This window comes from Aquimarina rhabdastrellae, from assembly GCA_947387485.1.
Classification (GTDB): domain Bacteria; phylum Bacteroidota; class Bacteroidia; order Flavobacteriales; family Flavobacteriaceae; genus Aquimarina.
In genome coordinates this window covers 45,006-69,315 of sequence record CANDNT010000018.1, presented here as the reverse complement: position 1 = coordinate 69,315, position 24,310 = coordinate 45,006, and the positions used below count along the sequence as shown (strand labels likewise).

Genomic DNA, 24,310 nt, shown 5'->3' with positions numbered 1-24,310 from the left:
AATCTAAGACCTCATATGGCTCTTAATATGAAAACACCTAATTTTATACACAACAAAAAACCAGCGAAGTTAACTTCTCTGGTTTAATCTATATCTTATTTAAAAACTGTCAACCTATTTTAGGACGACTCATAATCTTTAACCCTTCAATTAACTGAAAATATAGGTAATAGTATTATATATTATTTAAAGGAGGTTTTGACATATTTTTTCTAAACTGTGAAGGTAGTATGCCTGTATGTTTTTTAAAGAACTTGGAAAAATAGGATTGACTCTCAAAACCTAAAGAGAAAGCAACATCTCCAATTGATAAATTGCCTTGATTTAATTGTACTTTGGCTTCTAGAATTAGAATATCATAAAGCCAAGTACTAGCCGTTTTTCCAGTAATTTGTTTTATGGATTTGTTAAGGTGGTTTTGAGTAATACACAATTGATTAGCATAAAAGTGTAAGTTTTGTTCTTTTTCAATATTTTGAAATAATAATTTTTTAAAGGCTTTAGTTAATTCTGTAGCTCGATTATTAGAGGTACTTTCAATAGAAATTATAGGTGTATTGCGCTTGATTTCGTTTAAAAGAATATAGAGATAAGAACTTGTTAAATCTTTATTTGATTGATTATGATAGATTTGGTATAAACGAGTGCATATGTTTTCTATAGAGAGAACTGCATCTTGAGGTAAATTTACAGCACTATAATGCATATAATCTTGTAAGGTATATAACTCATTGATAAAATAAGGAGAACTATAATGTTCTAAAAGGTCAAGGTCAAAATGACAATAAAAACCTTCAATATCATCAGAAAAATGCTCTATAGTTGCGACTTGATGAGGAAGCCATAAATGAATTTGATTAGCACCGATGGTTACTTTTTCTAGGTTACAACCTTTAAGCATATGACCTTTAGTAATAAAGAAAAGTTGAGCGACACTACGTTTATAAAATGAAGTAGGAATCTTTATAAATGATTTAAAATCACAAAATTTTGCTATCAAAAAATGTTCATATTCAGCTTTGAATAATTGATCAACACTCTTATTTTTTAAAAAGAAATTAGAACGAAACTCTTCTGTAGAAAAAGAAGGGACATGGGGAGTACTGTCCATAGAATACATGTATTTTTTTATTGATGATGTCTTTCCCTATCTACATAATTATTATAGAATAAAGAATATTTGTAGACTAGCTAAAAATAGAAAAATTATAAAAGAACTATTTGAACAAAAACGATATATAATTGTGTAAATCAATCATTATTTTTAATATAATTGCATGAATTTTATTAAAAAAATGAAATATAGAAGATATTAGGGTTAAAAAGATTAAGTATTCTTGTTTGTTTTGATTTGTTGTTGTGTTTCTGTTAATGAGGTGTTTGTGTTTCTGAAAAAGCGAATTTTATGATATAAGTAAAAAGAGATCATATTATGATCTCTTTTTTTATGTAGAATGATATTAAGCTTCAGATAAAGAAGGAGTATGTGTAAGAGTGATGGCTTGATAAATAGCATCCCATAGTAAAATACGATGTTGTAATGCATTTTTACTAATAGCTAATACCTCTTCCCATTTTTGACTATCGTTATCACATAATTCAGTAATCATCTGTAATGACAGAGGCCCATGCTCGTCACCATCCAGTTCGATATGACGTTCTAGATAATAAGTTAATTTATTATAATCTTCCTCTTTGTTAGATTTTTTTATAATTTCTATAAACATATCTGGGATCAAATCTTCTCTCCCAAAAGTAAAAGCTGCAGCGATGATATGAGGTTGTTTTGTATAAATACAATCAAAACTAAATTTCACAAAATTCTTTACAGCATCAGCAATATTAATATGTTGTATAGTAGTGTAAACATCTTGAGACGAGATAATATCTCGAATAAAATTATCAATAATAAGAGTGCTTGCATCGACTTGAATCATAGCGTCTCGATACATTTCAAAATGACTTTTAGGTTCACCTTTCTCATTGAGATCACTTTCTTCTCCATGAACAATCTCATTAATAAAACGAGCAATAGTAGGATTACTAGTAGGAATCCATGGTATTGAAGTACAGGTTAAATGTTGTTGTAAAGCTTTAAGAAGCGACATAAAATCCCAAACAGCAAACACGTGATGTTCCATAAATATACGGATGTCATCCATAGAATGAAGATGGTTATATAATGGGTGTTGAGTTAATGACTCTCTTAAAGGAGAAAGTTCTTTTTCTATAAAATCAATCCTAGTATTCATAATCACAAATTAATAATGGCAGCAAAAATAAGAAGAATATAAAATAGAAATAACAAAAAAGCGATATACAAAAATGTATACCGCTTTCAATATAGTTAATGGTTAAGTTGGTTATTGCACGTTATGAATATGCACATCGCGTTGAGGAAAAGGGATAGAAATTCCAGCCTCATCTAGTGCATTTTTAGCAGTTTCTAAAGTTTCAAAATGAACATCCCAATAGTGTTCTGCATTAGTAAATGGACGTACAACTAGATTAATAGCATTATCACCTAATTCACTAACAGCAACCGTAGGAGCTGGGTCTTTTAATACTTTAGGATTGTTTTCTAAAAGACTCATAAGAACATCCTTTGCTTTTTTGATATCATCTCCATAACCAATACCGATATTCATATCTACACGTAAAGTACCTTCGGCAGTATAATTAATGATATTACCATTAGATAAAGTACCATTAGGAACAATAGCTTCGCGATTTTGAGGCGTAAGAATTTTTGTGGTAAAAATTTCAATTTCTTTTACTTTACCAATAACACCTTGAGCTTCGATTACATCACCTATTTTAAAAGGTTTGAAAACCATAATTAAAACACCACCGGCAAAGTTAGATAGAGATCCTTGTAAAGCCATACCAATAGCAAGACCAGCAGCAGCAATAATAGCAGCAAACGAAGTAGTTTCTACACCTAAATTAGCTAATACAGCTAAGATTAATAAGATTTTAAAAACCCATCCTAAAAGATTTACTAAAAACTTTTGTAAGCTTTCGTCATAATTTCTTTTAAGCATTAAAGCAGTGATTCCTTTCATTAACTTCTTGATTACCCATGATCCTATGATCCAGATAGCAATAGCTCCAATTACTTTTAATCCATAAGAAGAAGCAAAGTCAATTCCTTTGTCCATCCATTTTTGAACATCCAAATTCTCCATAATTTTAAGCGGTATTTAATTTGATATTAGTTGAGTTTGCAAAATTATAGTAGGAAAGAGGATAAAAAAGCATAAAGGCATCTTTTTTTAGAAGAAAATCGATAAAAGGAATTTTTGTTCTTTAAAAAGCATAATAAGAAGCAAAAAGCTATTTCTTAATTCTCCTATTAATTTGTACATTAGCCCGACCTCTAAACCGATTACTATGTCAGAATTTTGGCTTTATTTTAAATTAGGAATTACCCATGTCCTAGATTGGCAAGCATATGATCATGTCTTATTTTTAATAGTATTAACCGTAGCATATTCTTTTGAGCATTGGAAACGAATATTGGGATTAGTGACAGTATTTACTATAGGTCATACATTATCTTTAATATTAGCAACATATAATATTGTTCATGTTAATGCTAATCTAGTAGAGTTTTTGATACCAGTAACAATATTGATTACAGCACTATTTAATGTATTTACAGCAGGTAAAAACCCTAAAGGGACAAAAATGGGAATGCTATTGTTTTCAACTTTGTTTTTTGGACTTATACATGGGCTAGGATTTTCAAACTATTTTAGAGCGATAAGTAGTAATACAAGTTCAAAAATAATTCCGCTACTAGAATTTGCATTAGGAATCGAAGCAGCACAATTAATCGTTGTTTTTTTACTTTTAATTATCAGTTTTGTAATTCAAACTATATTCAGATTTTCGAGAAGAGATTGGGTTTTAGTAGTTTCTTCAATAGTAATAGGTATGGTAATACCAATGTTACTTAGAAATAAAATATGGTAAAAATCAATCTTCTTTAAACCAAATTAGACTTTAGCAAAAATATATTTGTATCTTGGTTATACAGATAGGGTAATAGCATACATTTTATGTCAAAAAAGAAGCAGCTTAAATACGATAAAGCGTATTTGCGTATTGCAAGAGAATGGGGGAAACTTTCTCATTGTGAAAGAAAACAAGTTGGCGCAGTTATTGTTAAAGATCGTATGATAATATCCGATGGTTTTAACGGTACACCTACTGGATTTGAGAATTATTGTGAAGATGAAGAAGGTTACACAAAATGGTATGTGTTACATGCAGAAGCCAATGCGATTTTAAAAGTAGCTTCTTCAACACAGTCTTGTAGAGATGCAACCTTATATATTACATTATCTCCATGTAGAGAATGTAGTAAACTAATACATCAAGCAGGAATTAAACGTATTGTATATTTTGATAAATATAAAGATGATTCAGGCTTAGCTTTTTTGAAAAAGGCAGGGGTAGAAATAGAGCAAATAACAGACTTAGATTAAGAAAAAAATATGGGAGACACAAGGAAATACTGGCCATTTTTAATCGGATTGACCCTAGGGCTAGGTGTTTTTTTGGGAAGTAAATTGGATTTTAATGACGCTTCAACTACACTGTTTTCCTATAATAAAAAGAAAGAAAAACTAAACAGACTTATTGATTATATCGACTATGAATATGTTGATGAAATCAATACAGATAGTATAGTAGAGGTTACCGTAAATAAAATATTAGAGAACCTAGATCCACATTCTATTTATATTCCACCAGAAGAGCTTGAGGGTATTACAGAGAGTATGCAAGGAGATTTTATAGGGATAGGAGTGACCTATTATCCTTATAAGGATACAATTTCTGTAATCAATACGATAAAGGGGGGACCGAGTGAGTTATCTGGAATTATAGCTGGAGATCGTATTTTGATGGCCGATAAAGATACGCTTTATGGAGAACGGTTAGAAAGCGAACGATTAGCAGATCGATTAAAAGGTGAAGTCAATAGTAAAGTATTATTAAAAGTTTATAGAAAAGGAAAAGGAGTTTTTGATGTAACTGTTAAGAGAGGACATGTACCATTATATAGTGTAGATGCTTCTTATATGGTAAATGATTCTATAGGATATATCAAGGTAAATAGGTTTGCAGAAACTACCTATAGAGAATTTAAAAAAGCTTTGGATAAACTTCAAGAAGAAGGAGTAAAAGAATTAATTGTTGATTTAAGAGATAATGGAGGTGGTTTTATAGCACCAGCATTAAAAATGGCAGATGAGTTTCTAGAAGATGAAACATTAATCATGTTTACCAAAAATAAAAAAGGAGCTGTAGAAGAAAATTACGCTACGGAGGATGGAAGTTTTGAAAAAGGTAAATTATATGTATTACTTAATGAAAATTCGGCATCGGCTAGTGAGATTTTTGCAGGAGCGATACAAGATAATGATAGAGGATTAATCATAGGAAGAAGGTCTTATGGTAAAGGATTAGTGCAACGAGAAATGTCTTTAGGAGATGGTAGTGCTATACGATTGACTATTTCTAGATATTATACACCAACAGGAAGATCAATTCAACGTTCGTATAAAGGAGGGAATGAAGAATATTTTAATGAATATTTAGAACGCTATAAAAATGGAGAATTACAGCATGTAGATAGTATTCAAGTAGTAGATTCTCTAAAATTTAAAACGCCTAAAGGAAAGATCGTCTATGGAGGAGGAGGTATCATACCCGATATTTTTGTGAGTAAAGATACTACTAGAGTAGGAGAAACATTGGATTATATGTTGAGGTCAGGTTTTATTGCGAGATTTGTATTTGAAAAAATGGATGAAAATAGAGTCTATTATAATGGATTGACATTAGAAGAGTTTGATAATGAAGTACAAATAGATGATGAAATGATCAAAGATTTTATTCAATATAATAAAGAACGAAAAATTGTTTTAAATCTTGAAGATTATGAATCACAAATGAAAAGGTATATAAAAGCAACCATGGCACAACAATTATTTGGGACAAGTGAATTTGAAAGATATATTAATCAAAGCAATAAAATGATACAAAGAGTACTATCATTAAAGAACTAATGTAAGTAAAAAACAGGCTACCCCATGTCAGCATTTAAAGAATATTTAATAGCAATAGCTGTTTGCTCTCCATTGATAATGTTTATTATAGCAGTAACCTTTAGGTTATTGGATAATAGTACTGCAATTTTTTTGAGTAAAGAGATTATAATAGACTCTTCATATGCTTCAGTTAAACTGATTAAACAACATATAAAAACTACTCAAGATCCAGAAGTAAAAAGAAGATTGAAAAAAGCACTAGTCTTTAGGCGATTACATAATGTATTTATGATGCTTACAGTAGTGCTTATTCCTATCGTGATTATAAGTTTTTTTATCTTATTAAAATAGATTTATATAGCTATAGTTACCTTCCTTTTTTCTCAGCAATAGCTCTAGAAACTAGTAGGATAAGCATAAGAGCAATAACACATAATGAGGCTAATACACCTATAAGCGCTACACCACTATCTCCATCAAGAAGATTACTAAAATTAAGTAAAGTAGTATTATAAATTAATAAGCCAAATGCTGCTACAATTAAAAAATAAATAAATAATTTCATTAAAAAAGACCTTTAATATTGGTAGTAAATAGCTTAACTGCTATTGCAAGCAAAATTACACCAAATATTTTACGAATCACACCAATTCCTTGTTTTCCTAATACTTTTTCGATTTTTCCTGATGATTTTAAAACAATATAAACAAAAAGGATGTTGATTAAAATAGCAACAATGATATTAGAAGTGTGATATTCGGCTCTTAACGATAAAATAGAAGTCATGGTTCCTGCACCAGCAATAAGAGGGAAAGCGAGAGGAACAATAGCTGCTGTTTCAGGTTCATCATCTTTATAAAGCTGAATACCCAAAATCATTTCAAGAGCAATAAAGAATAAAATAAAAGAACCTGCGACAGCAAAAGAGTTTACATCAATCCCTATAAGATTAAGAATCTCTTTTCCTAGGAATAAAAAGAGAATCATTAAAATAGCAGCAACGATAGATGCTTTTTCACTTTGAATATGACCTACACGTTTACGTAAATCAATGATAATAGGAATACTCCCTATTATATCGATAACAGCAAAAAGAATCATACTAGCGGTGATTATTTCCTTGAAATTAAAATTCATAACAAAGCTCTTTTATAGTTAAAAAAATAAACAAAAGTATAGATATACTTTTTATAAAAGTAAAATAAAAAGACGAATTAAGTATAAAAATTATTGATGATAAGAAGTATCTTTGCGACATGTTTCAATTAGGAAAAACTATAATATCAGAAGATGTAATACAAAAGGATTTTGTATGTAATCTTAATGCTTGTAAAGGGATTTGTTGTGTAGAAGGAGATGCCGGCGCGCCACTAGAGGAATCAGAAGTAGAAATATTAGAAGAAATTTATCCTATAGTTAAAGGCTATTTAAGAGAAGAAGGTAGAGCTGCAATCCAAACACAAGGTACGTCGATTAAAACAGATAAAGGAGAGTTAGAAACACCATTGATAGATGGAAAAGAATGCGCATATGTGATTTTTGATGATAAAGGAACAGCTCTTTGTGCAATAGAAGAGGCTTATAATAAAGGCGAAGTTTCCTGGAAAAAACCAGTTTCGTGTCACTTATATCCTATTAGAGTTCAAGATTACACAGAGTTTGCGGCAGTAAATTATCATCATTGGCAGATATGCGATGATGCATGTTCATTGGGAAAAGAATTACAAGTGCCAGTCTATAAATTTGTAAAAGAAGCTTTAGTTAGAAAGTTTGGTGAAGATTGGTATATGGAATTAGAAAAAATGGCTGAAACTTTTAAGAAGAAATAATAAGAAAATAGCAAAAGATCGCAAAGCAGTTTAAATGAAAATTTAGACTGCTTTTTTTGTTTATAAATAGATATAGAATAAAATTAGATGGTATTTAAACTTAAAAAAAGAATGTTTTTTTAGGAGTTATTAATATAAAAATATAGGTGTTTTAAAAGTGTTGAATAGTGCCAAAAATGTAAGCTTAGAAATGCGCTTAACAAGCGAAAATATAAGCGCTCCGAGAGTTGCTAACAAGGATGTTTATATCTTTTTTTGTGAATTTTAAACACCTGATAAATAGTTGTTTATGTATGTTTTGTTGGTTGTGACTGATTTGTAAGAAATTACATCTGTGTTGAAAACTTTGTTGAAAACGTTTCGCTTTTTTAAGAGATAGATTTGAGGTATTTTCTGATCTTTGTTCTAGTCAATGATGACGACAAAATTAATCGCACAAAATTTAGAATTAAAGAGCATGAGCGTAGTTGAACCGATCTTACAAGAGAATAAAGATAGATTCGTGATATTTCCTATTAAACATCATGATATATGGGATTGGTATAAGAAGATGGAAGCTAGCTTCTGGACAGCAGAAGAAATAGATTTACACCAAGATATTACAGATTGGAAAACAAAGCTCAATGATGATGAGCGTTATTTTATAAAACATATCCTAGCCTTTTTTGCGGCATCAGATGGTATTGTGAATGAAAATTTGGCCGAAAACTTTGTTAATGAAGTGCAATATAGTGAAGCTAAATTTTTCTATGGATTTCAAATTATGATGGAGAATATCCATTCAGAAACCTATTCACTTCTTATTGATACCTATGTTAAAGACGAAAAAGAAAAAGATCAATTGTTTAGAGCAATAGAGATTTTTCCTGCAATTAAGAAAAAAGCAGATTGGGCATTAAAATGGATTGAATCAGATTCATTTGCAGAACGTTTAATTGCATTTGCTGCAGTAGAAGGTATTTTCTTCTCGGGAGCGTTCTGTTCTATATATTGGTTAAAGAAACGAGGATTAATGCCTGGGTTAACTTTTTCTAATGAATTAATATCTAGAGACGAAGGAGTACACTGTGATTTTGCAGTTCACCTTCACAATAAACACTTGATAAATAAAGTTCCTAAAGAACGTATTAGAGAGATTATCGTGAACGCTTTAGATATAGAACGTGAATTTATTACAGAGTCATTACCTGTAAGTTTGATTGGTATGAACGCAAACCTAATGACACAATATTTAGAGTTTGTAACAGATAGATTACTAGTCGAATTAGAATGTGAAAAAGAATACGGTACCGCTAATCCATTTGATTTTATGGATATGATTTCGTTACAGGGGAAAACAAACTTCTTTGAAAAAAGAGTTTCAGAATATCAAAAAGCGGGAGTATTAAATAAAGATGCAGACGATAATAAAATTAGCTTTGACGCCGATTTTTAATCAGAGTAAAAGATAACTACTTCTATTAAATACTGATAAATCAGTAAGCTACCTCATTTAAGGTGGTTGTAGAAAGGGGATAAAAGGAAAACAATAGACATTTAAAAAATTAGGTAGATACTTTGTTATATAAACAAAGTGTTGGTATTAACTTAACTCATTTTTCTAAAAAGTGCAGAGGGTATACTGTATTAACTTTTTAGAAAAATATAAAACCATAATAGCGTATGTATGTAGTAAAAAGGGACGGCCGTAAAGAGCCAATTATGTTCGACAAAATTACCTCAAGGGTAAGAAAATTGTGTTATGGATTGAATGAACTTGTAGACCCAGTTAAGGTGGCTATGAGGGTGATAGAAGGTTTATATGATGGAGTAACGACGAGCGAATTGGATAATCTTGCAGCCGAAATTGCAGCTACAATGACCATTACGCATCCAGATTATGCAAAACTTGCAGCGCGTATCTCGGTATCTAACTTACATAAAAATACAAAGAAAACTTTCTCAGAGGTAGTAAAGGATTTGTATGCTTATGTAAACCCTAGAACTAATAAAGAAGCGCCATTAATTGCAGATGATGTATATGAAGTAATTATGGCTAACAAAGATCGATTAGATTCTACAATTATTTATAATCGTGATTTTGGATATGATTATTTTGGATTCAAAACCTTAGAGCGATCGTATTTATTGAAGATTAACGGTAAGATAGCCGAGAGACCACAACATATGTTAATGAGGGTTTCTATAGGTATTCATTTAAATGACCTAGATGCTGCTATTGAGACCTATGAGTTAATGTCAAAAAAATACTTTACACACGCTACACCTACACTATTTAATTCAGGAACACCAAAACCTCAAATGTCATCTTGTTTTTTAATAACAACAAAAGATGATAGTATTGATGGGATTTACGATACCTTAAAACAAACTGCAAAGATTTCACAATCGGCAGGAGGAATAGGATTATCTATTCATAATGTTAGAGCTACAGGGTCTTATATAGCAGGTACTAATGGAACTTCAAACGGAATTGTACCTATGCTTAGAGTATTTAATGATACAGCGAGATATGTAGATCAAGGAGGAGGAAAACGTAAAGGTTCATTTGCAATATATATAGAACCATGGCATGCAGATATTTTTGATTTTCTAGATCTTAAAAAGAATCACGGAAAAGAAGAAATGAGAGCAAGAGATTTATTCTATGCAATGTGGATTCCTGATTTATTCATGAAGCGTGTAGAAGAAGATGGACATTGGACATTAATGTGTCCTAATGAGTGTCCAGGTCTTTTTGATGTTCATAGCGAAAGCTTTGAAAATATGTACCTTAAATATGAAGAAGCAGGAAAAGGACGTAGAACGATTAAAGCTCGTGAATTATGGGAGAAAATACTTGAATCTCAAATAGAAACAGGTACTCCTTATATGTTATATAAAGATGCAGCTAATAGAAAATCAAACCAACAAAATTTAGGAACTATCCGTTCTTCAAATTTATGTACAGAGATTCTTGAATATACAAGTCCAGATGAGGTAGCAGTATGTAATTTGGCTTCTATAGCGTTACCTATGTTTATCAAAGATGGAGCTTTTGATCACCAAGAATTATACAGAATTACAAAACGAGTTACCAAAAACCTAAACAGAGTAATAGATCGCAACTATTACCCAGTAAAAGAAGCAGAAAACTCAAACTTTCGTCACAGACCAGTTGGATTAGGAGTACAAGGATTGGCAGATACTTTTATTAAACTTAGAATGCCATTTACTAGTGATAGTGCAAAGAAATTGAATCAGGAGATTTTTGAGACATTATACTTTGCAGCAGTAACAGCATCTATGGAAGAAGCGGTTGTAGACGGACCATATCAATCTTATGAAGGTTCGCCGATTTCTAAAGGAGAATTTCAATACAATTTGTGGGGGATTAAAGATGATGAATTAAGCGGTCGCTGGGATTGGAAAAACCTAAGAGAACAAGTGCTTAAAAATGGAGTAAGAAACTCTTTATTAGTAGCACCAATGCCTACTGCATCAACTTCTCAGATATTAGGAAATAACGAAGCCTTTGAACCATACACAAGTAATATCTATACACGTAGAGTATTATCAGGTGAATTTATTGTTGTAAATAAACATTTACTAGAAGACTTGGTAAGTTTAAATCTATGGAGTGATGAACTTAAAGATGCGATCATGAGAGCTAATGGGTCAATTCAAGGAATAGATATCATTCCACAAGAATTAAAAGATTTATATAAGACAGTATGGGAGATGAGTATGAAAGATATTATAGACATGTCTAGACATAGAGGATACTTTATAGATCAATCACAATCGTTGAACCTATTTATGGAAGGAGCAACGATGGCAAAACTTACATCGATGCACTTTTATGCATGGAAAAGTGGATTAAAAACAGGAATGTATTACTTAAGAACAAAATCTGCAGTAGATGCTATTAAGTTTACATTGAGTAATGATAAAAAAGAAACTCCTCAAACAAAACAGGTAGCAGCAGCGGCAGCTCAGGTGATGGAATCAAAACCAAAACCTATGATGAATACGCAACCAGTATCTGTAGAAGGAAGTGCATTAACACCAGAAGAACTAAAAGCAATAATACAACAATCAAAAGAAAGTGAGGGAGATGATTGTTTAATGTGTGGTTCTTAACCCTAATAAAAATTATTAAACGCAATATTAAAAGAGAAGCTACGTTTGTATGCTTCTCTTTTTAGTTATTTTTGAAGCAAAATAGAAGCAACAGTATTTTTATATATTAAAATAGATGATGAACTGGGAAAGACTCCTGTCACTTAAAAGATTTGGAGATACAAATAAACGATTACGTATAGAACAAGACGAAACACGATTAGGATTCGAAGTAGATTATGACCGTGTAATATTTTCGTCAGCCTTTAGAAGTTTACAAGATAAAACACAAGTAATACCCTTATCCAAAACAAGCTTTGTTCATACACGATTAACACACAGTCTAGAGGTATCAGTTGTCGGACGTTCGTTAGGAAGAGTAGTAGGAAAGAAAATTATAGAAAAACATCCTCATTTAGCCGAAGTTCACGGATATCATTTTAATGATTTTGGAGCTATTGTAGCAGCAGCAGCCCTTGCACATGATATAGGAAACCCTCCTTATGGACATTCTGGAGAAAAAGCTATAGGAGAATATTTTAAAACAGGAAAAGGATTAGCTTATAAAGAGTATTTGACTCCTAAACAATATCAAGACTTGATAGATTTTGAAGGAAATGCTAACGGATTTAAAATATTAACAGAATCTAGAAAAGGAATAGAAGGAGGATTAAGACTCTCTTATGCAACTTTGGGAGCTTTTATGAAATATCCTAAAGAATCGTTACCCAAAAAACCAACAGCTCATGTAGCACATAAAAAGTTTGGATATTTTCAAAGTGAAAAAGCGTTTTTTAAAGATATAGCAGAAGAAGTAGGTTTGATACCTAATATTATTAATGGAGAAATGACTTATAGTCGTCATCCGTTATCCTTATTAGTTGAAGCCGCAGACGATATATGTTATACCATTATAGATTTTGAAGATGGAATTAATTTAGGATTGATTCAAGAAGAATACGCGCTAGAATATTTAATCAATTTGGTTAAAGAATCTATAAATACTTCAAAATATCATAGCTTATCAACTACAGCAGATCGATTAAGTTATTTAAGAGCATTAGCTATTAATACACTTATACAAGAAGCTGCCGCTATTTTTGTAGCGAACGAAGAAAAGATATTATTAGGAACATTTGATGCTGCATTAATCGATAAAAGTAAATATGAAGCACAAATTAATGATATTATAAAATTATGTGTCTCAAAAATATATCAGAGTAGAGAAGTTGTGGAAAAGGAAATAGCTGGTTATGAGATATTAGCGACATTATTAGATAAATACTGCGGAGCAGCAGATCGATATAATGATAATAAATTATCCAATTATGATACTTTAATCCTAAAAGCTGAAGGCGAGCATTTTGACTATAAAAGTCTTGATATTTATACGAGATTAATCAGTATTTGCAAGTATGTAGCGAGTTTAACGGATGGAAATGCATTAATGAAGTTTCAAAAAATTAAAGGATTAAAAGTGTAAATAATATTACACTTGTAGATTAAAGAGGTAAAAAACAGTTTTTGTAATAAAATGTTTTTTAATAAATTGCAAAATATCACACAATTAACTTAAAACTCAATTTTATTACTTATGAAACGATTTTACCTCAAACTAATGATGTTTGTGTTAGGGATAAATCTTTGTTCAGCACAAAACGTCGATGGCGAAATTCTAAAAGATTATTTAAGAAATTCAGGAATGCGTAATGCAGACGTAGAAGGATTAAAAATCCAATCTATGTCAAATTCAAAAAAGTCTAAAGTTATTAATGTCTATGCAATACAGGAATATAAGAACATTCCTGTACATAATGCTGTAGGTAGCTTTGCAATTAAAAATGGCGAAGTTGTTCACTTTGCAGGAAAATACATTAATGACTTAGCAACAAAGGTTAATAGAATTAACCCAGAAATTAATGCAGAAGAAGCTATAAGAAAAGCAGTAGCTGCCTTAGAGCTTGGAAATGCAGGAGGGCTTGATGTTATTGAAAGAAAATCAGGAAATGATATTTTATTTTCTGGAGGAGATGTATCTGTAGATAATATCCCTGTACGTTTAATGTATCAGCAAAAAGACGACCGTTTAATACTATCATGGGATTTAAGTATCCATACAGTAGATGGTAAAAACTGGTATAGCGTAAGAGTTGATGCTAAAGACGGAAAACTCTTAGAAAAAAATGATTGGATATTAGAATGTACTTTCGAAAATCATGGACATGCTCAAGTAAAGTCAAAAGAGATAAACACTACTTCTGTATTAGAATCTAAAGCAGAAAGTGCAAATATGGTGATGAATCCATCATATAGAGTATTTCCATTACCATATGTAGAAAGTCCTAACCATGGAGCAAGACAGTTAGTTTCTGGTCAAGAAGATAATGAAGCTTCTCCTTTTGGGTGGCACGATACAAATGGTGTTGCTGGAGCAGAGCATACAACTACTACAGGAAACAATGTTTTAGCTACAGAAGATAGAAACGGAAATAATGGGGTTGGGCATAGACCTGACGGAGGTGCAGATTTAATTTTTGATTATGATTATGATGCATCAGATAGAATAGCAGATTATGAAGACGCATCAATAACAAATTTATTCTATGTGAATAATGTAATTCACGATGTATGGTATAAGTATGGATTTGATGAAGAATCAGGTAACTTCCAGACTAATAACTACGGAAAAGGAGGAACAGGAAACGATCACGTTTTAGCAGATGCTCAAGACGGATCAGGATTAAATAATGCAACTTTTGGAACACCACCAGATGGATTTAATCCAGTGATGTCGATGTTTGTATGGAACCCGGATGAAGTAGTTCGTTTTACTATAAACAATACTTCTATTGCAGGAAATTATGGAGCGATAGATAACAACTTTTTCCCAGGAAATGTACAACCACCTTTATTACCAGCTGGAATTACTGCAGATGTTGCCTTAGCTATAGATGACAATGCAGATCCAGATCCTAATGATGCTTGTAGTGCAATTACAAATGGAGCTGAGCTTGATGGTAAAATAGCAGTAGTAAGAAGAGGTTCCTGTAACTTTACAGCAAAAGTAATAGCTTGTCAAAATGCAGGAGCAGTTGCTGTATTAGTGGTAAATAATCAAGATGGAAACATAACAATGGGAGGTGGCGATGGAGCTATTACTATCCCAGCAATGAGTATCAATAGAACAGATGGAGAGACAATTATCTCAGCGCTATCGTCAGAATCAATGAATGCTACTATTGGTAGAGTAAGAATTGAAGATTATGTAGCAGAAGACGGATCTTTTGATAACGGAATTATAGCACATGAGTACGGTCATGGAATCTCAAATAGATTAACAGGAGGACCAGCTAATGCAAGCTGTTTAGGAAATGTTGAGCAAATGGGTGAAGGTTGGTCAGACTGGGTAGCTTTAATGATGACGATAGAACCTGGGGATCAAGGAACAGATGCAAGAGGAATAGGAACTTTTGCTATTGGTCAGCCTACTACAGGAGGAGGAATCAGGCCTTTCCCATACAGTACAGATATGACTGTAAATCCAGTTACTTATGAAGATGTTGCTAACGAAGCACAATTTACTAGACCTCACGGAATAGGATCAATTTGGGCAGCTATCCTTTGGGATTTATCATGGGCATTTATAGAAAGAGATGGTTTTGATGCCGATCTTTATAACGGAAATGGAGGAAATAACTTGGCTATGCAATTAGTAATGGACGGAATGAAGTTACAAAGCTGTAGTCCAGGTTTTGTTGACGGTAGAGATGGTATCCTGGCAGCAGCAGATCAATTACCAAATAGCGAAGCTAACAAATGTTTAATTTGGGAAGTTTTTGCAAGAAGAGGAGTTGGATATAGCGCAGATCAAGGATCCTCAAATAATAGAACAGATCAAACAGTAGCTTTTGATATGCCACCAGCATCAGAGCTTGATTGTCAAACATTAGGTACAGATGATTTTAATGAAGGAGTATTCATTATAGAACCTAATCCTTCTAATGGAGTATTTAACATTAGAGTGAAGCAAAATATTGGTAATAGTGCAATCACTATTTATGACCTTAATGGTAGAACAGTATTTAAGCAAAATGCGCAATTAGAAAACGTATATCAAGTAAGTGCAGATCTTAATGCAGGAGTATATGTATTGAGAATTGAGGCAGAAGATGGCTCAGCGGTTACTACATCAAAATTAGTTGTGCAATAAGACTAAGATATGATATTAAAAAAGCCTGAGAACATATGCTCTCAGGCTTTTTTAATTTATGATAAATACGAATTTATTTTTGATAAAATAGCTTTAGGAGAGATACCACATAAATCATAAAGCTCTTCGGTAGTGCCTTGATGTATAAACTCATCAGGAACTCCTAAAACATCAATATGGTGAGCAGTAAAATGATGCTGATTAGCAAATTCTAATATGCTTGAACTAAACCCACCTGTAATACAACCATCTTCAATAGTAATAATGGTTTTAAAACTTTTAAAAATAGTATGTAATGTATCTAAATCTAAAGGCTTGATAAAACAAAACTCATAATGCGCTATTAAATGAGGCGAAACATGCTGTTGAAGAGCTTCTTTTACATTTTTTGTAATAGTGCCTGTAGATAATATGGCAAGTTGTGATCCTTGATGTACTAACTTAGCTTTATAAGATGTAATAGCCTTAAATGGTTTTTTCCAATCTAAGATAGTCCCTCTACCTCTAGGATAACGGATAGCTAATGGATATGAAATGCCAAGAGAAGCCGTATAGAGTAGGTTTCTAAGTTCAATTTCGTTTGCAGGTGCTGCTATTACCATATTAGGAATACAACGTAAATAAGCGATATCAAAAATACCGTGATGTGTAGCGCCATCTGCACCTACTAATCCAGCTCTATCTATACAAAAAATTACAGGAAGATTTTGCAAGGCTACATCGTGAATAATTTGATCATAAGCACGTTGTAAAAATGTAGAATAAATGGTACAAAAAGGGATTAAACCTTGAGTAGCCATACCTGCAGCTAAAGTTACAGCATGTTGCTCAGCTATACCTACATCAAATGCCCGATCAGGAAATGCTTCCATCATATATTTTAAAGAACTTCCTGTAGGCATAGCAGGAGTGATTCCTATGATTTTTTCATTTTGCTTTGCTAAGTCAACTAAGGTATGACCAAAAACATCTTGATATTTGGGTGGTTGTGGCGTATCTGGCTTAGGTAATAACTCACCCGTATGTTTATTAAACTTACCTGGAGCGTGATATTTTACTTGATTTTCCTCGGCTTTTTTTAATCCTTTTCCTTTTGTTGTAATGATATGAAGTAGTTTAGGTCCGGGAGTATTCTTTAGTTTTTCTAAAGTGTCCAATAAACTATTAAAATCATGACCATCGATAGGACCAAAATAATTAAAGTTTAAGGCTTCAATAATATTATCATGATGAGGCTTAATTCCAATTAGAGCTTTGGTGAGATACTCCTTTAAAGCACCTACGCTAGGATCAATTCCGATGGCATTATCGTTAAGAATGATTAAAAGGTTTGTATCAGTGACTCCAGCATGATTCAAACCTTCAAAAGCCATACCGCTAGCAATTGATGCGTCGCCTATCACAGCGATGTGTTGTTTATGGTGATGACCAGATAATTTTGAAGCAATTGCCATACCTAGTATAGCCGAGATAGAAGTAGACGAATGACCTACTCCAAAAGTATCATAAATACTTTCGCTACGTTTAGGAAAGCCACTAAGACCATTAAGCTGCCTATTCGTATGAAAAATAGCCTTACGACCAGTAAGAATTTTATGGGGATAAGCTTGATGCCCTACATCCCACACAAGTAAATCTTCAGGCGTATTAAAGACATAATGTAAAGCAATAGTTAATTCAATAACACCCAAACTAGCACCTAGATGCCCCTCTTTGGTAGCTATTATATTGATAATAAAATCACGTAATTCTTTAGCTAAAAAAGGTAATTCTTCTGGTTTTAATTTCCGAAGATCTTCTGGGTAGGTAATATTAGAAAGTAAGGATGCTTTCATAAAAAAATAATTAAAGCTTTGCTTACAATATATAAAGCTATAGCGAAAACAAAAATACTATTTTGAAATCGTATTTTTGCAGTATAATCGATGATAATAATTAGATGATAACACCTTTTGACGATGCGTATTTTATGCGTAAAGCTTATCAAGAAGCAGAATTAGCTTTTGAAGAAGGCGAAATTCCTATTGGAGCAGTGATTGTAGTAGCGGATAGAATAATCGCAAGAGCACATAATCTTACAGAGCGATTAAATGATGTAACGGCACATGCAGAAATGCAAGCAATTACTTCGGCAGCAAATTTTATAGGAGGAAAATACTTAAAAGATTGCACATTGTATGTGACTATAGAACCTTGTCAAATGTGTGGGGGAGCATTATTTTGGAGCCAAATAGGTCGTATTGTCTATGGAGCAAGAGATGAACAAAGAGGCTGCATTGCTTTAGGAACCAAATTGCATCCCAAAACAATACTTAATGGAGGAGTAATGGAAAGAGAATGTAGTGAGTTATTACAACGATTTTTTAAAGAAAGAAGAAAAACGAATTAACAAAAAAAGAGGTTGTTTTGATATCAACAGCCTCTTTCCTCGAAATATTTTGAATATATATGTTTTAAAGAACGCGTACTCTAGAGGCAATAACCCCTTTTCTACCTTCTTCTTCTTGATATTCTACTTTATCTCCTTTGGCTAAAACTTCACCGTTTAAACCGCTTGCGTGAACGAAAATGTCTCTTCCTGTTTGATCATTCACAATGAATCCATAACCTTTAGATTCATTAAAAAACTTAACTGTTCCTTCCATTGTAATAACGTAATAATGTAATTTAATATAACAAAGGTAAGTGTTAAAAAAAAAGGGTTTGTTAAATAAATGTAAATTATTACAGTGAATTAGTGTTGTTTTTTTCCTTACTATTATTAAAATCTTTCATTTTTTTAAGATTATCATCAGTAAGCAAATAATCTTTTACATTTTTTCCTTTCCAGCGGTGATAAATAAATAAAGGCATTAAAATAAAAGAAGTAGCCAAAACAGTAATACCTATAATGCGATTTCCTACAATTGGATCTTGAGATTTAATATAGAACCCAATACTTCCAGAAATTAATAAAGCAAAAAATAAGATGCGAATAACATATTTCATTTGAAATGAATTTTAGCAAAGATACGATATGTTTAAAGGATATAAAAAGAGCTCTATTATAGAGCTCTTTTTAGTGTATATGATATAAGTATATTATTCTTGAATAGAAAGTTGAATACTTAATTCTTGTAATTGATCATTATCAATAGCAGCAGGAGCATCAATCATAACATCACGACCACTATTGTTTTTAGGGAAAGCAATAAAATCTCTAATAGTCTCTTGGCCACCTAAGATAGCAACTAGTCTGTCAAAACCAAATGCTAAACCACCATGTGGAGGAGCACCATATTGGAATGCATCCATTAAGAATCCAAACTGAGCTTTGGCTTCTTCTGGAGTAAATCCTAAATGATCAAACATTAATGCTTGTGTATTTTTATCGTGAATACGAATAGACCCTCCACCAATTTCATTACCGTTAAGAACAAGGTCATAAGCATTTGCTCTAACCTTACCAGGATCAGTTTCTAATAAAGGAATATCCTCTGGTTTAGGAGAAGTAAATGGGTGATGCATAGCATGGTAACGTTCAGTTTCTTCATCCCATTCTAATAAAGGAAAATCAACTACCCATAAAGGAGCAAATTCTTCAGGATTACGTAATCCTAAACGCTCTGCCATTTCCATACGTAATGCACTTAATTGAGCTCTAACTTTATTAGTTTGACCAGAAAGCACACAGATTAAATCTCCAGCTTTGGCACCTGTTGCCTCAGCCCATTTTGCTAAATCGTCTTGGTCATAGAATTTATCTACAGAAGATTTATAAGAGCCATCCTCGTTACACTTAACATAAACCATTCCCAAAGCACCAACTTGAGGGCGCTTTACCCAATCAATAAGTTTATCGATTTCTTTTCTTGTATAAGAAGCAGCTCCAGGAACAGCAATTCCTACTACCAATTCAGCATCATTAAAAACTTTGAATTCTTTATGTTGTGCAACAGCATTTAATTCACCAAATTTCATGTCAAAACGAATATCTGGTTTATCATTACCATAAGTACGCATAGCCTCGTCATAAGTCATACGAGGGAATTTATTTATAGCAACATCTTTAATTTCTTTTAAAAGATGACGTGTCATACCTTCAAAAATTGAAAGAATGTCTTCTTGATTTACAAAAGCCATTTCGCAGTCAATCTGAGTGAATTCAGGTTGTCTATCTGCACGTAAATCCTCATCTCTAAAACATTTTACGATCTGGAAATATTTGTCCATTCCACCGACCATTAATAGTTGTTTAAAAGTTTGAGGAGATTGAGGTAATGCATAGAATTGCCCTTCGTTCATTCTTGAAGGAACTACAAAATCTCTAGCACCTTCTGGTGTAGATTTAATCAAATAAGGAGTTTCTACTTCGATAAATCCTTGATTTGATAAGTAATTTCTCACTTGCATACCCACTTGATGACGGAACATCAAACTATTTTTAACAGGATTACGACGAATGTCTAGATAACGATATTTCATACGAATATCCTCTCCACCATCAGTATTGTCTTCAATTGTAAAAGGAGGTAATAATGCTTCGTTAAGTACAATTAATTCTTCTACAAGAATTTCAATATCTCCAGTAGCTATATTAGGATTTTTAGATTCACGTTCGATCACAGATCCCTTAACTTGAATAACAAATTCACGACCTAATGTTTTTGCTTTTTCAACAACATCTTTTGGTGTTCTTTCTGTGTCAAATATAAGTTGAGTGATTCCATAACGATCACGTAAATCAACCCAAATCATAAACCCTTTGTCACGGCTTTTTTGAACCCAACCAGAAAGCGTTACAGTAGTATTAATATGTGTAGCATTCAATTCGCCACAAGTATGCGATCTATACATGATGATGTCTTTAATATTTGAAGATGCAAAAGTAAGAAGTTTGTACTAAAAATTGAGAAGTATCAATAGAAATTAAATTGTTATCAAATTAACTTTTTTAATGATTAGTATTGATTTTTTTAATTAAATAAATAGTTTTTTGTGTTTTTATTTGATGGTTATTTACAAGGATTAGCTATTTGTTAACATTTTTTTTAGACAATCTTTGATAGCTTTAAAGAAATATTTAAGCGAATCATTATGAAAAAACAAGCGGGCTATAGCAATTTATTATTGCTATTATTTATTTTTTTTCCAGTGGTCTTGTGGGCGCAAGAAACCATTTTAGGGAAAATAACAGATGGATCTTCGGGGGAAGCTATACCATTTGTAAACATTATAGAAAAAGGAACCTCCAATGGAACAACAAGTGATATTGATGGTAATTACTCGATAAGAGTAGGAGGGTTTCCTGTGACTCTGGTGTATTCATCTTTAGGTTTTGAAACACAAGAAATCACAGTAGAAAGTAACAGAACAGTAAATGTTGTGCTACAAGAATCTGCAGCAGCATTAGAAGAAGTTGTTGTAACAGGATTAGCATCTTCGGTTAAACGAAGTAATGCTGCAAATGCAGTAGCTTCAATTACAGCTGAGGAATTGGCAGGAAATACTCCGCCAGTTACTTTAGATGGAGCATTAGCAGGAAAATTTGCAGGAGCTTTGGTTACTAAAAATTCTGGAGCACCAGGAGGAGGTATCTCAGTAAAATTAAGAGGAGTTACTTCGATTAATGGTAATTCTCAGCCATTATATATTGTTGATGGAGTATACGTTAATAATAATAGTATAGCTGGAGCAGGATTAAATGCTGTTTCTGGAGCAGCGAGTGGAGGAAATGCTTCTAATCAAGATAACCCATCAAACAGGATAGCAGATATTAATCCTGAGGATATTGAAAGTCTAGAAGTACTAAAAGGAGCGTCTGCAGCGGCTATATATGGAGCTAGAGCAGCAGCAGGGGTGATTATAATTACGACTAAAAGAGGTAAAAAAGGAAGAACAAAAGTGTCATTTTCTCAAGATGTAGGTTTTAATACTATCATTAACTTTAGAGGACAAAGAAATTTTACTGAAGATAGAGTATTTGATTTCTTTTTTAATCCAAGTAGTGACCCTGTTGAAGAACAGGAATCTAGAGATGCTGCTAATGCACAAGTAGCACTCTTTAGAGACGCTAGAGATAATGGTAGATTAGTGGACTATGAAAGAGAAATTTTTGGTGAAGAAGGATTTATTACCAATACTAATGTTAGTGTTTCTGGAGGAAGTGAAAATACTTCTTTTTATGCAGGATTCTCTAATAATTCTGAAGATGGAATTGTAAAGAATACAGGATATGATAAGAAATCGATTAGGTTTAATATAGGGCATAATTTTTGGGAAAATAGGGCAAAGTTAACATTGACTAGTAATTATATTAATTCATCTTCAGATAGAGGTTTCTTTAATAATGATAATACAGGAACAACAATCGGAGTTGCTTTAACTTCAACATTACCTTGGGCAGATTTATTCCCAGATGAAAATGGCGTATATCCGGACAATCCATATGCAGCATCAAATCCACTACAAACAAGAGATTTGATTACAAATAGAGAAGATGTAAATAGATTTATTACTGGAGGTACTTTGGATGTTAGATTATTTGAAAGTGAGAAATCTAATTTAAAATTAATACTTAGAGGAGGAGTTGATTATTATGAATTAATTACAACAGCTATTTTTCCTGAAACACTGCAATTTCAAAGACCACCTCAAGGGTTAAATGGAGTTTCGGCTTTAGGTACAACAGAGAATAAAGACGCAAATTACTCGGCATTTTTAGTACATAATTATAATACCAATAATGAGTTGAGTTTTACAACTCAGGGAGGTTTAACTAAGCAGACATTTTCTAGAAATACCGTTAGAAATATAACTTCAGATTTAATAGCAACTCAAACAAATTTGGATCAAGGAGCAAATGTAAGTGTAACCCAATTTAGACAAGAACAAGAAGATGCAGGATTCTTTATACAAGAAGAAATCAATTATCAAGATAAAGTTATAGGAACAATAGGGATAAGAGGGGATAAATCAAGTAATAATGGAGATGCTAATAAATTGTTTTATTATCCAAAAGCTTCAGCAGCAGTTAATTTGCACAAGTTTGATTTTTGGAAAGTTGGATTCTTAAATCAAATGAAAGTACGTGCAGCTTATGGAGAGGCTGGAAACTTTGCTCCTAATGGTGCATTGTTTACTGCATACACTAATTCATTAATTGATGGAAATGTAGGAATTGTAGTACCTGTTACTTTAGGTGATCCTTCTATTTCTCCAGAGAGACAAAAAGAATTTGAAATAGGTTTTGATTCTGGATTCTTTAACAATAGAATAAATTTAGAATTCTCTTACTATAATAAAACAGTAGATGATCTTATTCTAGAAGCAAATACGGAACCTTCATCAGGTTTTACATCAAGATTTGCTAATGCAGGAAATTTGGCCAATAGAGGGGTGGAAGTTTCGTTAAATGCAGATGTGTTCAAAGGAGAAGATTTTGAATGGAACTCTGGTATCTTGTTTTTTAAGAATAAATCAGAAATTACAGAATTAGATGTTCCTGCTTTTAATTTAGGTGGATTTGGAGCTGGATTAGGAACATTTAGAATAGAAGAAGGAAAAAGTGCTACTCAAATTGTTGGAAATAATGCCGATGGTGACTTAGTTGTATTAGGTGATGCAGAACCTGATTTTCAGGTTACATTCACAAATAATATAAGATATAAAGATTTCACATTATCATTTTTGTGGCATTGGAAACAAGGTGGAGATAATGTTAATTTAACGAATCTATTAACAGATTTTGGAGGTACAAGTGCAGATTATGATGATATAGAATTAGACCCTACAGGACAATTAGGAAATGGGCCTTTTAGAGTTAATGCATTTAGAAATGGAAATGCGACGCCTTTTGTAGAGGATGCTTCTTATTTAAGATTAAGAGAAATAGGACTATATTATAATTTACCAGATAAATTTTTAAAAGGAGTATTTAGAGGATATGTTTCTAATGTGAAATTAGGATTCTCAGGAAATAATTTAATCAACATTTTTGACTACAATAGTTATGATCCAGAAGTGTCAAACTTTGGATCAAATGGATTATCAACTGGAGTTGAAGTAACACCATTTCCATCTTCAAAACGATATTTATTTCACTTAGCAGTTGATTTTTAATACAAAAA

20 protein-coding genes are annotated in these 24,310 nt (G+C 32.2%); 11 read left to right on the top strand and 9 right to left on the bottom strand.

Translation table 11 applies throughout. The features are described 5' to 3' along the window. Nucleotides 1-175: 175 nt before the first annotated feature. The 3 genes from ACYEKI_RS18655 to ACYEKI_RS18645 all read right to left on the bottom strand — a co-directional run bounded on the left by ACYEKI_RS18655 (nt 176) and on the right by ACYEKI_RS18645 (nt 3,188). Nucleotides 176-1,111, bottom strand: coding sequence for a helix-turn-helix domain-containing protein (locus tag ACYEKI_RS18655; protein WP_459212729.1), 936 nt, complete (start codon nt 1,109-1,111; stop codon nt 176-178). Nucleotides 1,112-1,460: 349 nt separating this feature from the next. Continuing rightward, nucleotides 1,461-2,252 (bottom strand): DUF3050 domain-containing protein, encoded by a 792-nt coding sequence (locus ACYEKI_RS18650; RefSeq protein WP_459212728.1) that lies wholly within the window; start codon nt 2,250-2,252, stop codon nt 1,461-1,463. A 111-nt stretch (nt 2,253-2,363) separates the two neighbouring features. Continuing rightward, nucleotides 2,364-3,188: a mechanosensitive ion channel family protein gene (locus ACYEKI_RS18645; RefSeq protein WP_459212727.1), complete on the bottom strand. Its 825-nt coding sequence runs from the start codon at nt 3,186-3,188 to the stop codon at nt 2,364-2,366. 205 nt (nt 3,189-3,393) lie between these two features. On the opposite strand from ACYEKI_RS18645, the gene ACYEKI_RS18640 reads away from it, so the two are divergent. The 4 genes from ACYEKI_RS18640 to ACYEKI_RS18625 all read left to right on the top strand — a co-directional run bounded on the left by ACYEKI_RS18640 (nt 3,394) and on the right by ACYEKI_RS18625 (nt 6,413). Then, nucleotides 3,394-3,978, top strand: coding sequence for a HupE/UreJ family protein (locus ACYEKI_RS18640; RefSeq protein ID WP_459212726.1), 585 nt, complete (start codon nt 3,394-3,396; stop codon nt 3,976-3,978). A gap of 86 nt (nt 3,979-4,064) precedes the next feature. Next, complete coding sequence (locus tag ACYEKI_RS18635; RefSeq protein WP_459212725.1) at nt 4,065-4,493, top strand: deoxycytidylate deaminase; 429 nt, start codon at nt 4,065-4,067, stop codon at nt 4,491-4,493. 9 nt (nt 4,494-4,502) lie between these two features. Continuing rightward, nucleotides 4,503-6,080, top strand: coding sequence for a S41 family peptidase (locus tag ACYEKI_RS18630; protein ID WP_459212724.1), 1,578 nt, complete (start codon nt 4,503-4,505; stop codon nt 6,078-6,080). 24 nt (nt 6,081-6,104) lie between these two features. Beyond that, nucleotides 6,105-6,413 (top strand): hypothetical protein, encoded by a 309-nt coding sequence (locus tag ACYEKI_RS18625; protein WP_459212723.1) that lies wholly within the window; start codon nt 6,105-6,107, stop codon nt 6,411-6,413. A 16-nt stretch (nt 6,414-6,429) separates the two neighbouring features. On the opposite strand, the gene ACYEKI_RS18620 is transcribed toward ACYEKI_RS18625, so the two are convergent. Both ACYEKI_RS18620 and ACYEKI_RS18615 read right to left on the bottom strand, forming a co-directional pair. Beyond that, on the bottom strand, nt 6,430-6,627 hold the full coding sequence (locus ACYEKI_RS18620; protein WP_459212722.1) for a hypothetical protein: 198 nt from the start codon (nt 6,625-6,627) through the stop codon (nt 6,430-6,432). Then, nucleotides 6,627-7,199, bottom strand: coding sequence for a MarC family protein (locus ACYEKI_RS18615; RefSeq protein ID WP_459212721.1), 573 nt, complete (start codon nt 7,197-7,199; stop codon nt 6,627-6,629). The genes ACYEKI_RS18620 and ACYEKI_RS18615 overlap by 1 nt, the downstream gene beginning before the upstream one ends. Before the next feature lie 119 nt (nt 7,200-7,318). On the opposite strand from ACYEKI_RS18615, the gene ACYEKI_RS18610 reads away from it, so the two are divergent. The 5 genes from ACYEKI_RS18610 to ACYEKI_RS18590 all read left to right on the top strand — a co-directional run bounded on the left by ACYEKI_RS18610 (nt 7,319) and on the right by ACYEKI_RS18590 (nt 16,202). Next, the gene (locus tag ACYEKI_RS18610; protein ID WP_459212720.1) at nt 7,319-7,891 is read left to right on the top strand and encodes a DUF3109 family protein; all 573 of its coding nucleotides are present in this window, start codon (nt 7,319-7,321) and stop codon (nt 7,889-7,891) included. Between the two features lie 457 nt (nt 7,892-8,348). Next, nucleotides 8,349-9,326 (top strand): ribonucleotide-diphosphate reductase subunit beta, encoded by a 978-nt coding sequence (locus tag ACYEKI_RS18605; RefSeq protein ID WP_459212719.1) that lies wholly within the window; start codon nt 8,349-8,351, stop codon nt 9,324-9,326. Nucleotides 9,327-9,553: 227 nt separating this feature from the next. Beyond that, nucleotides 9,554-12,013 carry a ribonucleoside-diphosphate reductase subunit alpha gene (locus tag ACYEKI_RS18600; RefSeq protein WP_459212718.1) on the top strand — a complete coding sequence of 820 codons (2,460 nt, stop codon included), beginning with the start codon at nt 9,554-9,556 and terminating at the stop codon, nt 12,011-12,013. A 118-nt stretch (nt 12,014-12,131) separates the two neighbouring features. Next, a complete protein-coding gene (gene dgt / locus ACYEKI_RS18595; RefSeq protein WP_459212731.1) occupies nt 12,132-13,475 on the top strand; it encodes a dGTP triphosphohydrolase in 1,344 nt (447 codons plus the stop codon). 111 nt (nt 13,476-13,586) lie between these two features. Next, entirely contained in the window at nt 13,587-16,202 is a 2,616-nt protein-coding gene (locus tag ACYEKI_RS18590; protein ID WP_459212717.1) for a T9SS-dependent M36 family metallopeptidase, read from the top strand. Between the two features lie 56 nt (nt 16,203-16,258). Here ACYEKI_RS18590 and ACYEKI_RS18585 read toward each other — a convergent pair whose 3' ends face one another. After that, nucleotides 16,259-18,037, bottom strand: a complete 1,779-nt coding sequence (locus ACYEKI_RS18585) for a 1-deoxy-D-xylulose-5-phosphate synthase (RefSeq protein WP_459212716.1) — start codon at nt 18,035-18,037, stop codon at nt 16,259-16,261. 104 nt (nt 18,038-18,141) lie between these two features. Between ACYEKI_RS18585 and ACYEKI_RS18580 the strand changes: the two genes are divergently transcribed. Beyond that, nucleotides 18,142-18,591: a nucleoside deaminase gene (locus tag ACYEKI_RS18580; protein ID WP_459212715.1), complete on the top strand. Its 450-nt coding sequence runs from the start codon at nt 18,142-18,144 to the stop codon at nt 18,589-18,591. Between the two features lie 64 nt (nt 18,592-18,655). On the opposite strand, the gene ACYEKI_RS18575 is transcribed toward ACYEKI_RS18580, so the two are convergent. From ACYEKI_RS18575 to aspS, 3 genes are all read right to left on the bottom strand, one after another. Further along, nucleotides 18,656-18,847, bottom strand: a complete 192-nt coding sequence (locus ACYEKI_RS18575) for a cold-shock protein (RefSeq protein WP_459212714.1) — start codon at nt 18,845-18,847, stop codon at nt 18,656-18,658. A gap of 79 nt (nt 18,848-18,926) precedes the next feature. Further along, a complete protein-coding gene (locus ACYEKI_RS18570) occupies nt 18,927-19,190 on the bottom strand; it encodes a hypothetical protein (protein ID WP_459212713.1) in 264 nt (87 codons plus the stop codon). A gap of 93 nt (nt 19,191-19,283) precedes the next feature. Next, nucleotides 19,284-21,038 (bottom strand): aspartate--tRNA ligase, encoded by a 1,755-nt coding sequence (gene aspS, locus ACYEKI_RS18565; protein ID WP_459212712.1) that lies wholly within the window; start codon nt 21,036-21,038, stop codon nt 19,284-19,286. A 240-nt stretch (nt 21,039-21,278) separates the two neighbouring features. Between aspS and ACYEKI_RS18560 the strand changes: the two genes are divergently transcribed. After that, complete coding sequence (locus ACYEKI_RS18560; protein WP_459212711.1) at nt 21,279-24,302, top strand: SusC/RagA family TonB-linked outer membrane protein; 3,024 nt, start codon at nt 21,279-21,281, stop codon at nt 24,300-24,302. Nucleotides 24,303-24,310: the final 8 nt, after the last annotated feature.